The organism is Stutzerimonas sp. Brlt_14 (genome assembly GCF_051948915.1).
In the GTDB taxonomy this organism is placed as follows: domain Bacteria; phylum Pseudomonadota; class Gammaproteobacteria; order Pseudomonadales; family Pseudomonadaceae; genus Stutzerimonas; species Stutzerimonas stutzeri.
Map to the genome: position 1 here is coordinate 230,999 of NZ_JAYJLM010000006.1, position 14,056 is coordinate 245,054.

14 protein-coding genes are annotated in these 14,056 nt (G+C 66.0%); 4 read left to right on the forward strand and 10 right to left on the reverse strand.

All coding sequences use genetic code 11. The features are described 5' to 3' along the window. Positions 1–25 precede the first annotated feature (25 nt). Positions 26–1,252, forward strand: coding sequence for an MFS transporter (locus VF716_RS16275; RefSeq protein WP_011911643.1), 1,227 nt, complete (start codon positions 26–28; stop codon positions 1,250–1,252). Here VF716_RS16275 and VF716_RS16280 read toward each other — a convergent pair whose 3' ends face one another. Together VF716_RS16280 and ilvA are read right to left on the reverse strand one after the other, a co-directional pair. After that, positions 1,253–1,681, reverse strand: a complete 429-nt coding sequence (locus VF716_RS16280) for a DUF2269 family protein (RefSeq protein ID WP_013981545.1) — start codon at positions 1,679–1,681, stop codon at positions 1,253–1,255. A 20-nt stretch (positions 1,682–1,701) separates the two neighbouring features. Next, positions 1,702–3,216, reverse strand: a complete 1,515-nt coding sequence (ilvA, locus tag VF716_RS16285) for a threonine ammonia-lyase, biosynthetic (protein WP_014595623.1) — start codon at positions 3,214–3,216, stop codon at positions 1,702–1,704. Between the two features lie 165 nt (positions 3,217–3,381). Here ilvA and rpiA point away from each other — a divergent pair, with 165 nt between their 5' ends. Next, positions 3,382–4,053: a ribose-5-phosphate isomerase RpiA gene (gene rpiA / locus VF716_RS16290; protein WP_011911640.1), complete on the forward strand. Its 672-nt coding sequence runs from the start codon at positions 3,382–3,384 to the stop codon at positions 4,051–4,053. 88 nt (positions 4,054–4,141) lie between these two features. Further along, positions 4,142–4,489: a YegP family protein gene (locus tag VF716_RS16295; RefSeq protein WP_014595622.1), complete on the forward strand. Its 348-nt coding sequence runs from the start codon at positions 4,142–4,144 to the stop codon at positions 4,487–4,489. Positions 4,490–4,522: 33 nt separating this feature from the next. On the opposite strand, the gene VF716_RS16300 is transcribed toward VF716_RS16295, so the two are convergent. The 4 genes from VF716_RS16300 to VF716_RS16315 form a co-directional block, all read right to left on the reverse strand. Then, positions 4,523–5,419, reverse strand: coding sequence for an SdiA-regulated domain-containing protein (locus VF716_RS16300; RefSeq protein ID WP_045157933.1), 897 nt, complete (start codon positions 5,417–5,419; stop codon positions 4,523–4,525). Between the two features lie 77 nt (positions 5,420–5,496). Next, on the reverse strand, positions 5,497–6,399 hold the full coding sequence (locus VF716_RS16305; RefSeq protein WP_013981540.1) for an SdiA-regulated domain-containing protein: 903 nt from the start codon (positions 6,397–6,399) through the stop codon (positions 5,497–5,499). 95 nt (positions 6,400–6,494) lie between these two features. Then, positions 6,495–7,160 (reverse strand): fumarylacetoacetate hydrolase family protein, encoded by a 666-nt coding sequence (locus VF716_RS16310; protein WP_011911636.1) that lies wholly within the window; start codon positions 7,158–7,160, stop codon positions 6,495–6,497. A gap of 27 nt (positions 7,161–7,187) precedes the next feature. Next, positions 7,188–8,582 (reverse strand): FAD-binding oxidoreductase, encoded by a 1,395-nt coding sequence (locus VF716_RS16315; RefSeq protein ID WP_011911635.1) that lies wholly within the window; start codon positions 8,580–8,582, stop codon positions 7,188–7,190. A 199-nt stretch (positions 8,583–8,781) separates the two neighbouring features. Between VF716_RS16315 and serA the strand changes: the two genes are divergently transcribed. Next, positions 8,782–10,011 carry a phosphoglycerate dehydrogenase gene (gene serA, locus VF716_RS16320; RefSeq protein ID WP_020306786.1) on the forward strand — a complete coding sequence of 410 codons (1,230 nt, stop codon included), beginning with the start codon at positions 8,782–8,784 and terminating at the stop codon, positions 10,009–10,011. A gap of 82 nt (positions 10,012–10,093) precedes the next feature. On the opposite strand, the gene VF716_RS16325 is transcribed toward serA, so the two are convergent. From VF716_RS16325 to VF716_RS16340, 4 genes are all read right to left on the reverse strand, one after another. Further along, positions 10,094–10,390: a hypothetical protein gene (locus VF716_RS16325; RefSeq protein WP_013981536.1), complete on the reverse strand. Its 297-nt coding sequence runs from the start codon at positions 10,388–10,390 to the stop codon at positions 10,094–10,096. Between the two features lie 150 nt (positions 10,391–10,540). Further along, positions 10,541–10,894 (reverse strand): hypothetical protein, encoded by a 354-nt coding sequence (locus tag VF716_RS16330; protein ID WP_017244078.1) that lies wholly within the window; start codon positions 10,892–10,894, stop codon positions 10,541–10,543. Between the two features lie 122 nt (positions 10,895–11,016). Beyond that, entirely contained in the window at positions 11,017–12,087 is a 1,071-nt protein-coding gene (locus tag VF716_RS16335) for an AI-2E family transporter (RefSeq protein WP_125881855.1), read from the reverse strand. 70 nt (positions 12,088–12,157) lie between these two features. Next, a complete protein-coding gene (locus VF716_RS16340) occupies positions 12,158–13,870 on the reverse strand; it encodes an OPT/YSL family transporter (RefSeq protein ID WP_125866359.1) in 1,713 nt (570 codons plus the stop codon). Positions 13,871–14,056: the final 186 nt, after the last annotated feature.

A 14,056-nucleotide genomic window follows, 5' to 3' on the forward strand; every position in this document is an offset into this window, starting at 1 on the left:
CTCGCACGCTCACAAGAGGAGCAGCATGCCCGCGTCCCTCGAACAACGCAGTTCCCGACCGATCGTGGTGGTCGCCCTGGCCACCGCACTGTGCCTGACCGGCGATTCCATGCTGTACATCGCCCTGCCGATCTACTGGCACGAAGTCGGCCTCGAGGCGCTCTGGCAGGTGGGCGTACTGCTCTCCGTCAACCGCCTGATCCGCCTGCCGTTCAACCCGCTGATCGGGTGGCTGTACCAGCGCATCAGTCTGCGCGCCGGCCTGCTGCTGGCCACCACGCTCGGCACCCTGACCACCCTGGGCTACGGCATCGCCAAGGGGTTCATCGCCTGGCTGCTGTTGCGCGCGCTGTGGGGCATCGGCTGGTCGTTCTTCCGCATCGGCGGCCTATCGGCGGTGGTCTACTGTGCCGCCGGCCAGTCGCGCGGCCAGGCGATGGGCCTGTACAACGGTCTCTATCGACTCGGCAGCCTCGTCGGCATGCTGCTCGGCGGCCTGCTGGTGCCGGTCTACGGCCTGCCGGCACTGGCTCTGAGCTTCGCCGCCATGGCCCTGCTGGGCCTGCCATTGCTGCTGCGCCACTTCCAGCCGCCGGCGGCGCTCGACGAGCGCCAATTGCCGGCGGCGCCCGCCGCCGACACCCCGCCACGGCTCGCACGGCTGAACGGCAAATACCGGGTGATCGTCAGCGGCTTCTGCACCGCCATGCTGATCCAGGGCGTGCTGGCGGCGACCCTGAGCGCACTGATCGAACGCTTCTACGGCAACCGGCTCGACCTGTTCGGCCTGCTGCTCAGCGCGACCGCGCTGTCTGGCATCCTGCAGGCGCTGCGCTGGTCATGGGAGCCTTGGCTGGGTCGGCGCTTCGGTGCCTGGTCCGACGGCCCGCGCGGCCGCTCGCGGCTCTATGGCGGAACGCTGCTGGTGGCGGCGCTGAGTTTCGGCCTTATGGCCAGCGGCCTGCCGCTGCTGCCCTGGCTCGCCGTGACCCTGCTGGTGATGCTGCTGGCGACGGCGCTGACCACCCTTACCGATGCGCTGGCCAGCGACGTCGCCAGCGCCGGCAACGTCGTCGCCTTCATGACGCGCTATTCGATCGCCCAGGACCTGGGCGCCGCCCTCGGGCCGCTGCTCGCCTACCTGCTGATCGGGCTGGCCGACGGCTTCGCCTGGCTGTACTGGGGCGGCTCGGCGATCTACCTGCTGCTGGCCCTGGCCTGGCTGCGCCGCAGGGGCCGTGCGGGCGATTGATCAGACCGGCTTGGCGCCCATCAGCGCCGTGATTGCGATCAGCACCAGCAGTACCAGCACGCCGTAAATGCCGGCATTGCGTGCGGCGGTGGCGTTGCCCGGTGCCTGCCAGGCGGCGAGGCGGCCGGCCAGCAGCGGCACCAGCGCTACCAGCACGACGAACAGCACGGAGCTGGCCAGCAGCCATAGCTGGCCCAGCGGCCATCCGGCCAGATGTGTCATCCACCATCCGGTCAGCGGCAATGACAGGCCGATCACCGCCAACAGCGGCAGGGACAGCCGGCGGGTGCGTTGCAACTTGCGCTGCAGCACGGCCTGGTCGCCGCCGCGGGCCGCCTTCCACAGCATCAGCAAGTGCACGATCACGCCCAGCAGCAAGAGCACTGCGGTGGCGCCATGCACGATGCGGAGGGTCAGGTAGTGTTCCATTGGCTTTCCTTTATCTGCGCTCAGCCGAGAAACAGCTTGTAGGCGGGGTTGTCGCTTTCATCCCAGTAGCGGTAGCCGATCTTGTCCAACGCCGCGGGTACCAGGTGGCGCTCCTCGGCCGGCACCTGCAGGCCGGCGACCACCCGGCCATCGGCCGCACCGTGGTTGCGGTAGTGGAACATTGAGATGTTCCAGCGCCCGCCCAGCTTGTTGAGGAAGTTGAACAGCGCGCCGGGCCGCTCCGGGAATTCGAAGCGCAGCACCATCTCGTCGCTGACCCCGGCCGCGTGCCCACCGACCATGTGTCGGGTGTGCAGCTTGGCCAGTTCGTTGTCGGTCAGATCGAGCACCGGGAAGCCCTTGTCACGCAGGCCCTGCACCAGCGCCGCGCGCGGGTCGTTTTCCGGATGGGTCTGCACGCCGACGAAAATGTGCGCCTCGCGGTCGGTGTGGTAGCGGTAATTGAATTCGGTGATCTGGCGCTTGCCGATCGCCTCGCAAAAGGCCTTGAAGCTGCCGGGCTGCTCGGGAATGGTGACGGCGATGATCGCTTCGCGCTTCTCGCCCAGTTCGGCGCGCTCGGCGACATGGCGCAGGCGGTCGAAATTGACGTTGGCGCCCGAGTCGATGCCCACCAGCACCTGACCGCTGACGCCGTCGCGCTCGACATACTTCTTGATCCCGGCCACGGCCAGGGCACCGGCCGGCTCGGTGATCGAGCGGGTGTCGTCGTAGATGTCCTTGATCGCCGCGCAGATCTCGTCGGTGCTGACGGTGATCACCTCATCGACGTAATGCTTGCAGACATCAAAGGTGTGCTGGCCGATCTGCGCCACGGCCACGCCGTCGGCGAACAGCCCGACCTGCTCCAGCACCACCCGCTCGCCGGCCGCCATGGCCGCCTGCAGGCAGTTGGAGTCGTCCGGCTCGACACCGATCACCCGGGTCTGCGGATAGAGGTATTTCACGTAGGCGGCGATTCCCGCCACCAGCCCGCCACCGCCCACCGGAACGAAGATCGCATCGATCGGCCCCTGATGCTGGCGGAGGATTTCCATCGCCACGGTGCCCTGTCCGGCGATCACGTCGGGATCGTCGTACGGGTGGATATAGACGTAGCCTTTCTCTTCCACCAGCTTCAGCGAATAGGCCAGCGCCTCGGGGAAGGCATCGCCATGCAGTACCACCTTGCCGCCACGGGCTCGCACGCCCTGCACCTTCAGCTCCGGCGTGGTGCGCGGCATAACGATGGTGGCCTTGATCCCCAGTTGCTTGGCCGCCAGCGCGACGCCCTGGGCATGGTTGCCGGCCGACGCGGTGACCACACCGCGCGCCAGTTCCTCGGGCGAAAGCTGCGCCAGCTTGTTGTAGGCGCCACGCACCTTGAAGGAGAACACGGGCTGCAGATCCTCGCGCTTGAGCAGAATCTGGTTGCCGATCCGTTCGGAAAGCTGGCGGGCGGGTTGCAGCGGCGTTTCGACGGCGACGTCATAGACGCGCGAAGTGAGGATCTTCTTGACGTAGTGTTCGAGCATTCTGGCTATCTTGGGCGGGCCTTGCGGGGAACGCCGAGTCTACCCTCGCGAGCGCCCCGGCGACCACCGGCAATCCGCGAAGGCCTCGGCATGCCGCAGCACACGAGACCGGTCGCCGGCGCGGGGCTATAATCCGCGCTTCGTCTTTCCCGCCCGGATTCCCCCATGACCCAGGACCAGCTCAAGCAGGCCGTCGCCCAGGCCGCTGTCGACCATATCCTTCCCAAGCTCAACGATCGCAGCATCGTTGGCGTCGGTACCGGCTCCACCGCCAACTTCTTCATCGACCTGCTGGCCAAGCACAAGGGCTTCTTCGACGGTGCCGTGGCCAGCTCCGAAGCTACCGCCGAACGTCTCAAGCAGCACGGCATTCCGGTCTACGACCTGAACTCGGTGAGCGAACTGGAGTTCTACGTGGATGGCGCCGACGAGGCGAACAAGCACCTGGAGCTGATCAAGGGCGGCGGTGCGGCACTCACCCGCGAAAAGATCGTCGCGGCGGTGGCCAAGACCTTCATCTGCATCGCCGATGGCAGCAAGCTGGTCGAGCAGCTGGGCGCCTTTCCGCTGCCGGTGGAGGTCATCCCGATGGCGCGCAGCCATGTGGCGCGCGAGCTGGTCAAGCTCGGCGGCGACCCGGTCTACCGCGACGGCGTGGTGACCGACAACGGCAACGTCATCCTTGACGTGCACAACCTGATGATCGGCTTCGCCCCGGAGCTGGAAGGCAAGATCAACGACATCGTCGGCGTGGTCAGCAACGGCCTGTTCGCCATGCGCCCGGCCGACCTGCTGCTGCTCGGCACCCAGGACGGCGTGCAGACCCTCACGCGCTGACCGTCACACAGCGGCGCCTCTCGCCACGGGCGACTACGCTTGAATTGCTGCGCCGAGTCCGTCGCAGCAATTCACAGGAGGTGTCGCCATGTCCGGCAAATTCCAGCTGAAACGCGCCAGCAATGGCCAGTTTCATTTCAATCTGCTGGCCAGCAACGGCCAGGTCGTGTTGTCCAGCGAACAGTACAAGGCCCACGCTTCGGCGCTCAACGGCATCGATTCGGTACGCAAGAATGCCGTGCGCGAAGAGGCGTTCGAGGTCAGGGAGTCGAGCAACGGCAAGCATTACTTCGTGCTCAAGGCCACGAATGGCCAGGTCATCGGTCAGAGCCAAATGTACGCCAGCCTGCACAGCGCCGAGCAGGGCTGCGACTCGGTCCGTCGCCACGCCCCGAACGCCGCCCTGCAGGACGAAAGCGCCTCGCCGGTCGCCTGATCGCTGGTGCCAGGTGATCGGCTGGTCGTCCGATCACCTGGCCGGTTTGCGAAACACGTAGAACAGGTTCGGCTCGCTGACCAGATAGAGCGTGCCGTCCGGTCCCATCGCCATCCCCTCCGCCTGCGGCACGTCCCGCTCCAACCCGTGCCGGCCCGCGCTCAGCGACAGGCTGCTGAGCGGCTGGCCATCGGCGTCCAGCTCGACCACCAGGCGGGACTCGTCGGAAAGCGCCAGCAAGTGGCCGGTCTGCTCGTCGAACTGCAGGCTGGAAAGGTCGCGCACGAACAGTCGCGCCTGGTGCTCACTGATATGCACCGAGGGCGTCGGCTCGGCAAATGGAAAGCCGGATATCTCGTAGATGCGCACCGGGTTGCGCTCCTTGGCGACGTACAGGCGCTGGCCCGCCGTATCGTAGGCGAGCCCCTCGAAGCCCTTGTTGCCGTTGAGGTCGATCCCCAGCGACAGCTGTTGCGCCTGCTCGGCATCGATGACGCTCGTCTGCTCATTGACCTCGACGCGCAGCAACCGCTGCAGGCGTTCATCGCTGATCACGTAGACGCCTTCGGAGATATACTCGATGGCCTCCGGATCGCCGAAGCCGACCAGCGGAATGGCGCGCAGCAGATCGCCTTCCAGGCTGAGTTCCAGCCAGTGCGGATCACCGTTGGTGACGGCGATCAGGCTGTTGCGATCCGGGTCGAAGGTCAGCGCCGACAGGTCATCGTCGATACCGGCGACGACCTTGCCCTGGATCGCGACCCGGTAGTCCGGCAGCCACAACGACGCGCTGCCGCTCTGCTCGCCCTGCTGCCACTGGGTGAAGTGGAACCAGCCGCGCTCGAACAGGCGGTAGTGAACGCCGGCCGCCACGGCCAGTAACAGGGCAACGCCGAGCAGCGCAGCCAGAAGGATCTTCAACGCACGCATGACACCCACTTTCTTCTAATTCTGAAATCGCGATTGTGTCGGGCCTGGCTTACACCAGGCTTAACGGGCGCAACGTCTCAGCGCTTGCGGCTGAACACGTAGAAGCGGTTCGGCTCGCCTACCACATAGATGTTGCCTTCGCCGTCCATGGCGACGCCCTCCGCCTGCTCGATGCCCTGCACCAGGCCATTCAGACCACCGAACAAGGCGATGAAGCTGCGTGGCTTGCCTTGCAGGTCCAGCTCCACCAGCAGCCGGGACTCGTCCGAGAGCAGCAGCGTATGACCGCTGCGCGGATCAATCGTCACCGATGACAGGTCGCGCACCAGCAGCGGCTGGCTGGGCAATGCCTTCAGCGCGCCGACGGCACCGTCCTCGCCGGGGAATGGCAGCTCGAACAGCCCCTGCGGGTCGCGTTCCTTGGCCAGCAGCAGGCGTTGCGTATGCGGATTCCACGCCAGCCCCTCGAAGCCCTTGTTGCCGGCCTCGGCGAACCCGAGGTCATAGCTGGCGAGGTCGTCCAGCTCCAGGCTTTCCACGCCCGGCTCCAGGCGGAATACCGCGACCAGCCGGCGGCGCTCGTCGACGATCGCCAGGCGGCCATCATCCAGCGCCTCCACCGCTTCCGGATCGGAGAAGCCGGTCAGTGCGATGCGCCGCAATACGACACCGGCCGGGGTGAACTCGATCAGCTGCGGATGTTTGCCGGTAACGGTGAACAGCGTGCCGGTCAGCGGGTTCCAGGTCAGCCCGGAGGTTTCGTCGTCCTCGAGCCCGGCCAGCGTGGTCTCCAGCGCCAGCTCATAGTCTGGCAGCCAGATGCCGGCGGCACGCTGTTCGGCAGTGACCGAGCGCTCGCTCCAGTACAGCCGCAGCTGGTCATCCCAATGCAGCAGCCGACCGGCGATGAGCAGCGCAACGAACAGCAGCAACAGGACGACAGCGACGAGCAGGCGCCAACGGGAATAACGAACGGGCATGAAAAGCGTTCCAGCGGAGGGTGCCGGATTACAACACGAGAACGGTTCGCAAAGAAGCGGCAAACGCGGCGGGTGAATCCCGCCGCGTCGATGGATCAGAGCACGCGGCTCTCGAAGCGGGACAGGCCGACCAGCTCCAGCACCAGCTCATCGCCTTGGTTGAGCGGGCCGACACCGGCCGGCGTGCCGGTCAGTACCACGTCACCCGGCTGCAGGCTGAAATGCCCGGCGATGTGCTGCAGCAGCGGCAGGATGGCATTGAGCATCTGGCTGCTGTTGCCGTCCTGGCGGACTTCGCCGTTGATGCTCAGGCGGATGCCGATGTCGCCCAGATCCTCCACCGCGTCGCCCGGCACGAACGGTGCCAGCACGCAGGCGCCGTCGAAGCTCTTGGCGATTTCCCACGGGTGACCCTTTTCCTTGAGCCTGGCCTGCACGTCGCGCAGGGTCAGATCCAGCGCCGGGGCGAAGCCGGAGATGGCATCGCGCACCTCTTCCTCGTTGGGCTTGCGCGACAGCGGCTTGCCGATCAGCACGGCGATTTCCGCTTCGTAATGCACCGCACCACGATCGCTCGGGATGCTGAAGCCGCCTTCCAGCGGCACGGTGCAGCTGCCGGCCTTGATGAACAGCAGCGGCTCGGTGGGCACCGGGTTGTTCAGTTCCTTGGCGTGCTCTGCGTAGTTGCGGCCGATGCAGACCACCTTGCCCAGCGGGTAGTGGATCGGCGTGCCGTCGGTGTAGTGGTGCTGGTAGCTCATCGATGACTCCTTGGGTCGGTGGGCGACTCAGGCCGCGAAGATCTTGCCGGGGTTCATGATGCCGTTCGGATCGAACACCGCCTTGACCGCTTTCATGTATTCGATTTCCGCCGGCGAGCGGCTGTACTCGAGGTAGTCACGTTTGGTCATGCCGACGCCGTGTTCGGCAGAGATCGAGCCGTTGTACTTTTGCACGGTCTCGAACACCCATTTGTTCACCGTCGCGCACTTGCCGAAGAACTCGTCCTTGTCCATGGCGTCGGGCTTGAGGATGTTCAGGTGCAGGTTGCCGTCGCCGATATGGCCGAACCAGACGATCTCGAAATCCGGGTAGTGTTCGCCAACGATCGCATCGATTTCCTTGAGGAAGGCCGGCACCTTGCCGACGGTGACCGAGATGTCGTTCTTGTACGGTGTCCAATGACTGATGGTCTCGGAGATGTACTCGCGCAGCTTCCACAGGTTCTGCAGCTGCTGCTCGCTCTGGCTCATCACGCCGTCGAGCACCCAGCCCTGCTCGACGCAATGTTCGAAGGTCGCCAGCGCCTGCTCGGCACGCTCCTCGGTGGTGGCCTCGAATTCCAGCAGCGCGTAGAACGGGCAGTCGGTCTCGAACGGCGCCGGCACGTCACCGCGGCCGAGCACCTTGGCCAGCGCCTTGTCGGAGAAGAACTCGAAGGCGGTCAGGTCCAGCTTGTCCTGGAAGGCGTGCAGCACCGGCATGATCGAATCGAAATCCGGGGTGCCCAGCACCAGTGCGGTGAGGTTGGTCGGCTGGCGTTCCAGGCGCATGGTGGCCTCGACGACGAAGCCCAGCGTGCCCTCGGCGCCGATGAACAGCTGGCGCAGGTCGTAGCCGGTGGCGTTCTTGATCAGGTCCTTGTTCAGCTCCAGCAGGTCGCCCTTGCCGGTTACCACCTTCATGCCGGCGACCCAGTTGCGGGTCATGCCGTAGCGGATCACCTTGATGCCACCGGCATTGGTGCCGATGTTGCCGCCGATCTGGCTGGAGCCGGCGGAGGCGAAGTCCACCGGGTAGTACAGGCCCTTGTCCTCGGCGAACTGCTGCAGCTGCGCGGTGACCACGCCGGGCTGGCAGACGGCGGTGCGATCCATCTCGTTGAATTCGAGAATCTGGTTCATGTAGTCGAAAGACACCACCACCTCGCCATTGGCTGCCACGGCGGCGGCCGAGAGTCCGGTGCGACCGCCCGACGGCACCAGCGCGACCTTGTGGGCGTTGGCCCAGCGCACGATGGCCTGCACCTGCTCGATGCTCTTGGGGAAGACGATGGCCGACGGCGCGGGAGCGAAATGCTTGGTCCAGTCCTTGCCGTAGGCGTTCAGCGAATCGGCGTCGGTCAGCACTTTGCCGGGCTCGACCAGGGTTTTCAGCTCATCGATCAGGGCGGGGTCGGTCATCACGGGAACTCTCATACGATTCATGGTCACCCTGAGCACGCTTCAGCACAGGGGTGGGGGTGTTTCGAGGGGCTCGTATGCTAGCATACGCACCCCTTTGAAACGTGCCTCGGCAGACTCCCGGCACCGGCATTGCCGGGTCGGCCAGCCTTCGCTGGACACTTCAGTCCTATCCTTCGGCCTTAAGGTTTTAATGCAGATGAGCCAGACCTCTCTCGACAAGAGCAAGATCAAGTTCCTTCTTCTCGAAGGCGTGCACCAGAACGCTGTCGATACCCTGAAGGCGGCCGGCTACACCAACATCGAGTACCTCAAGACCGCGCTGTCCGGCGATGAGCTGAAGGAAAAGATCGCCGACGCCCATTTCATCGGCATCCGCTCGCGTACCCAGCTCACCGAGGAAGTCTTCGACTGCGCCAAGAAGCTGATCGCCGTCGGCTGCTTCTGCATCGGCACCAACCAGGTCGACCTCAACGCCGCCCGCGAGCGCGGCATCGCGGTGTTCAACGCGCCCTATTCCAACACCCGTTCCGTGGCCGAACTGGTGCTGGCCGAAGCCATCCTGCTCCTGCGCGGCATCCCCGAGAAGAACGCTTCCTGCCATCGCGGCGGCTGGATCAAGTCGGCAGCCAACTCCTTCGAGATCCGCGGCAAGAAGCTCGGCATCATCGGCTACGGCTCCATCGGCACGCAGCTGTCGGTACTGGCCGAAGCGCTGGGCATGCAGGTCTTCTTCTATGACGTGGTGACCAAGCTGCCGCTGGGCAATGCCACCCAGATCGGCTCGCTGTACGAGCTGCTGGGCATGTGCGACATCGTCTCGCTGCACGTTCCGGAGCTGCCGTCCACCCAGTGGATGATCGGCGAGAAGGAAATCCGCGCCATGAAGAAAGGCGCCATCCTGATCAACGCCGCCCGCGGCACCGTGGTCGAGCTGGATCACCTGGCCGCCGCGATCAAGGACGAGCACCTGATCGGCGCCGCCATCGACGTGTTCCCGGTCGAGCCGAAGTCCAACGACGAGGAATTCGAAAGCCCGCTGCGTGGCTTGGATCGCGTGATCCTGACCCCGCACATCGGTGGTTCCACCGCCGAAGCGCAGGCCAACATCGGCCTGGAAGTCGCCGAGAAGCTGGTCAAGTACAGCGACAACGGCACCTCGGTGTCTTCGGTCAACTTCCCGGAAGTCGCCCTGCCGTCGCACCCGGGCAAGCATCGCCTGCTGCACATCCACCAGAACATTCCGGGCGTGATGAGCGAGATCAACAAGGTCTTCGCCGACAACGGCATCAACATCTGCGGCCAGTTCCTGCAGACCAACGAGAAGGTCGGTTACGTCGTCATCGACGTGGACAAGGAATACTCCGACCTGGCGCTGGAGAAGCTGCAGCACGTCAACGGCACCATCCGCAGCCGCGTGCTGTTCTGACGCCGCGAAGCGCTCGAGTGAAAGGGAGGCTTCGGCCTCCCTTTTTCATTCCCGCAGCCTTCGCTTGGCACGCAGCGGCGTGCTAGCTGCGCAGCACGCGCGGGCCGGCCGCGTCCACATCGCTACCGGGCTGCTCGTCCACCGGATCGAGCTGAGGCGGAACATCGGTTTCGATCGGTGACTGGCGCGGTTGCAGCGTCGGCGGCTGATCGAGCTGCTGTTGCTGCCTCGGCTGCTCGGCCGGTTCGTCACGGGGCTCGCTGTTGTCCAGCGGGTGCTGGCGCGCCTTGTCGGGCTGGGTGGGGCCGGTGCCTTCTGCCATCACGCCCGAGGCGAATGCCAGCGAAAGCAGCAGGATGCCGTAGCGCACAAAATTCATCGTCGCACCTCCGATCGTCTCTTGCGCTTTCGGCACATCCGCGCCGCCAAGGTTTCGCCGGCGCCACGGTCTTCGGCCGAGCGGTCACCGGCAGGACGCGAAACGGCCCGGAAGCCAGAGGCTTGCCGGGCCGTCGTGCTGTTCGCGGAATCAGTAAGCGCCGCGCTCGCCGCCCTCGCCGCCGGTACCAGTGGTACCCGGCGCACCGGTGGCGCCATCCGCACCGGTATCGGCACCGGTGCCCTGGTCACTGCCGGTCGTGGTGGCCGGACGATCTGCCGAACCCGGCATATCGGTCGTGCCTGTGCCCGTACCGGTTCCGCTGTCCATGCCGCCGGTGCCGGTGCCAGTGCCAGTGCCAGTGCCAGTGCCACCCATGGTGCCCTGCTCATGGGTCCCGTGATCCATGGAATTGTGCGTGCCGGTGCCGGTGTTGTCCGCCGCGAACGCCGCGCCGGAAAGCAGACCCGCCAGGGTGAATGCCGCGATCTTGTGCATGTTCATGATGCGTCTCCTGCCATTTTTTCAGGGGGTACACAGGTTCCGGCAGCAGGGCTGGCCAGGGGTTTCCTCGCCAGCCTTTACAAAACATGACATGCCCGCCAGGCGGCGGCGCAGAGCGGCCGCTACGACGAACCGTCGGTCACCTGCTCGCGATCACCCAGCAGATCCTCCACGTACAGCATGCGCACCAGCACCATGCCGAGCGCCGCCAGCGGTGTGGCCAGCAGCAGGCCGAGGGTGCCGGCGAGCAAGCCGAACAGCAGCTGAACGCCGATGGTCAGCGCCGGAGGGATCGAAACGATGCGTTGCTGCATGAACGGCGTGAAGACGTAGCTCTCCAGCGCCTGGACGAACAGGTAGAGCCCGGCGACATAGAGCACCGTGCGCCCACCCTCCAGCGAGGCCAGCAACAGCGCGGGAATCACCGCCAGGACGGGGCCGAAGTTGGGGATGAACGACAGCAATCCGGCGATCAGCCCGAGCACCAGGGCCAGCTCGATGCCCAGCAGCCAGAGGCCGAGGGTGGTCAGCACGCCGATCAGCAGCATCTCCAGCAGCTTGGCCAGCAACCAGGCACGCAGCGTCGCGCCACTCTCGTCGAGCACCTCGGCGGCACGCGGGCGATAGCCCTGCGGCACCAGCTTGAGCAACCCGCTGCGGTAGACCCGCGGGTCGATCGCCAGGCAGATGCCAATGGCGAAGGCGATGACGAAACTGCTCAGCGCGCCCGCCACCGAGCCCATCACCTTGGTCACCACGCTGAAGGCGCTGGAGCCCTCCGGCAACGAATCCGCCAGCCGATCGCTCTGCTGCAGCAGCTCGTTGGCCCAGGGCAGTTGCTCGGCACGCTCACGCAGCCGCTCGACCGCCTCCGGTAGCGAATCGGACAGCGCATCGGCCTGCTCGACGATGCTCGGCGCCACCAGCCAGCCCCCGCCGCCCAGGCCCAGCAGCAGGACCACGAAGAATGCGCCCATCGAAGCCTTGTAGGGCAACGGGGTGTGCCTGCTCAGCCAGCAGCTCACGCCGTGGATCAACACGCCGAACAGGATGGACGCGAACAGCAGCAAGAGAAAGTCGAAGGCCAGCCAGGCGACGATGCACAGCAGCACCACAGCGGCCAGGACGGCCGCCTGCACCATGGCGCGGTTGGCGACCTGCTTGTTGTCGTCCGGCGATGTTGGCTTGGTCATGCCTCTCCCCCAGATGAGTACAAGGGGTACGACCGACCACGCGGCGCTTTAATTCAGGCGTTTCGCTAAATCAGCGCAGCAATTGCCAGAGCGACGCACCGACGCCCGCCATGCTTTCGCCGGCCACCAGCCCCGCGGCGGCGACGATCACGAAACGCTCGCCGAGACTGCGCCAGCGCGAGGTGAAGGCCCAGGCGAGCACGGCGCCGAAGGTCATCAGCAGCGAGATCGAAGCGGGAATGATGAATGCCAGGCCGAGCGCTGCCGAACTTGGCAGCCAGCGCAGCTGCGCCTCCGGCAACAGACCTTCCAGCGCACCCAGCAGTATTCCGCAGAGCGCGCCGACCAGCATCGCCCAGCGCACATCGACCGCCAGCGCACCCAACCCGCCAGTCAGCGCTTCGGCCACCGCTTTCCAGGTCGCCACCGCCGGCGCCGGCCACTCGGGGGTGATCAGCATCGCCTGCGGGTCCGGGATCAGCAGCTGATAGGCCAGCACTCCCACCACACTGCCGAGCAGGATACCGGCGCATTGCGCCACCGCCTGGCGCGCCGGCGTGGCACCGATGGCGTGCCCGACCTTGAAATCATTGAGCAGGTCGGTGCACTGCCCGGCCGCGCCGCCGGCGGTGTTGGCGCTCATCAGGTTGACCGGCACCTGCCCGGGTGCGAACACGCCGAAGCCAAGCTGCGACAGCTGCCCGATTGCGCCAATCGGTGGAATCCCGGTAGCGCCGACCACGCGCGCGGCGACCATCGCCAGCAGCAGCGCCAGCGGGATCGAAAGCAAGGCCAGCGCCGGGGCGATGCCGAACAGGCTGATCTGCAGCGCCACCACCAGCGTGATCGCCAGCGCCAGGCCAGCGGCCGGCCAGCCCTGTGGACGCCACCGGCGTGACCCGCGCCGTGTCGCCGTGCGCGAACGCAGCAGGCGCAGCCCCAGCGAGGTCAGCGTGGCGCAGACCATCAGGCTGACCCCGGGCCACAGCAGCCACTCGATCAGCGTGGCGAACTGCGGCCCCGTGGCAGCGGCTGGCAGGCGCATCAGACCCTCGGCGAGCAGCCAGGGCGCCAGCAGCCCCCACGCCAGCAGTGCGCCGAGCAGCAACGACAAGCCGACGCGCAGGCCGACAATGCCACCGAAGCCCACCAGCAGCAGCGACGGCTCGAAGGTGAAGGTCAGTCGCTCGAGCTGCGCCGAGGGTGCCCAGCGCGGCAGGCTCCAGAAGAAGGTATCGATCAGTTTGGTGCCGGCGGCGAGCAGCGCAGCGCTGCCGAGCACCCACAGCCGGCGCCCGGCTTCGGCACCCTGGCTGTAGATCTGCTGCAGGGTGGCCAGCGTCGCCATGCCTTCGGGAAAGCGCAGCCCGGAGCCGGCGATAAGCCCCGGGCGCAGGTACCAGGCCACCCAGATGCCGAGAAAGCTCACCGAGAACACCCAGGCCATCAGCGCCAGGCTGTCCAGCTGCTGACCGGTGAGCAGCGTGTAGGCCGGAATCGGCGCCACCAGCCCGCCGGAGATGATCGAGGCGCAGGACGAGGCGGTGGTCTGGTTGATGTTGCTCTCCAGCAACGACCAGCGCGGGCGCCCGAATGCCCTGGCGATTCCCTGCCAGAAGGCGAAGCCGACCAGCAGCGCAATGATCGACATATTGAACGACCAGCCGATCTTGAGGCCCGAGTAGACATTCGATGGCGCCAGCAGCGCACCCAGCAACAATCCGGTCGCCAGAGCGCGTGCGCTGAGTTCGCGAGGTGAAACGGCAGCAGAGGTTTGGCTCATGCAGCTACCTTAGCAGCCGTTCCGTGCAAAAACGCGCGGCCTTACCGGCGGCTCGCCCGTCTCTGGGCCAGGTTGCGCACCTGCTGGCCGGATAGTGCCCGTTCGCCATCTCTGGGCTGAACTTCGCTGCAAGGTGCTGGTCGTTTAGTAGCTTTTTAAACGATTACGCCCGACTGACTAGGTACC

Coding starts and splice junctions, on each gene's coding strand:
- VF716_RS16275 (WP_011911643.1), top strand. CDS start 26: ATGCCCGCGTCCCTCGAACAACGCAGTTCCCGACCGATCGTGGTGGTC.
- VF716_RS16280 (WP_013981545.1), bottom strand. CDS start 1,681: ATGGAACACTACCTGACCCTCCGCATCGTGCATGGCGCCACCGCAGTG.
- ilvA (WP_014595623.1), bottom strand. CDS start 3,216: ATGCTCGAACACTACGTCAAGAAGATCCTCACTTCGCGCGTCTATGAC.
- rpiA (WP_011911640.1), top strand. CDS start 3,382: ATGACCCAGGACCAGCTCAAGCAGGCCGTCGCCCAGGCCGCTGTCGAC.
- VF716_RS16295 (WP_014595622.1), top strand. CDS start 4,142: ATGTCCGGCAAATTCCAGCTGAAACGCGCCAGCAATGGCCAGTTTCAT.
- VF716_RS16300 (WP_045157933.1), bottom strand. CDS start 5,419: ATGCGTGCGTTGAAGATCCTTCTGGCTGCGCTGCTCGGCGTTGCCCTG.
- VF716_RS16305 (WP_013981540.1), bottom strand. CDS start 6,399: ATGCCCGTTCGTTATTCCCGTTGGCGCCTGCTCGTCGCTGTCGTCCTG.
- VF716_RS16310 (WP_011911636.1), bottom strand. CDS start 7,160: ATGAGCTACCAGCACCACTACACCGACGGCACGCCGATCCACTACCCG.
- VF716_RS16315 (WP_011911635.1), bottom strand. CDS start 8,582: ATGACCGACCCCGCCCTGATCGATGAGCTGAAAACCCTGGTCGAGCCC.
- serA (WP_020306786.1), top strand. CDS start 8,782: ATGAGCCAGACCTCTCTCGACAAGAGCAAGATCAAGTTCCTTCTTCTC.
- VF716_RS16325 (WP_013981536.1), bottom strand. CDS start 10,390: ATGAATTTTGTGCGCTACGGCATCCTGCTGCTTTCGCTGGCATTCGCC.
- VF716_RS16330 (WP_017244078.1), bottom strand. CDS start 10,894: ATGAACATGCACAAGATCGCGGCATTCACCCTGGCGGGTCTGCTTTCC.
- VF716_RS16335 (WP_125881855.1), bottom strand. CDS start 12,087: ATGACCAAGCCAACATCGCCGGACGACAACAAGCAGGTCGCCAACCGC.
- VF716_RS16340 (WP_125866359.1), bottom strand. CDS start 13,870: ATGAGCCAAACCTCTGCTGCCGTTTCACCTCGCGAACTCAGCGCACGC.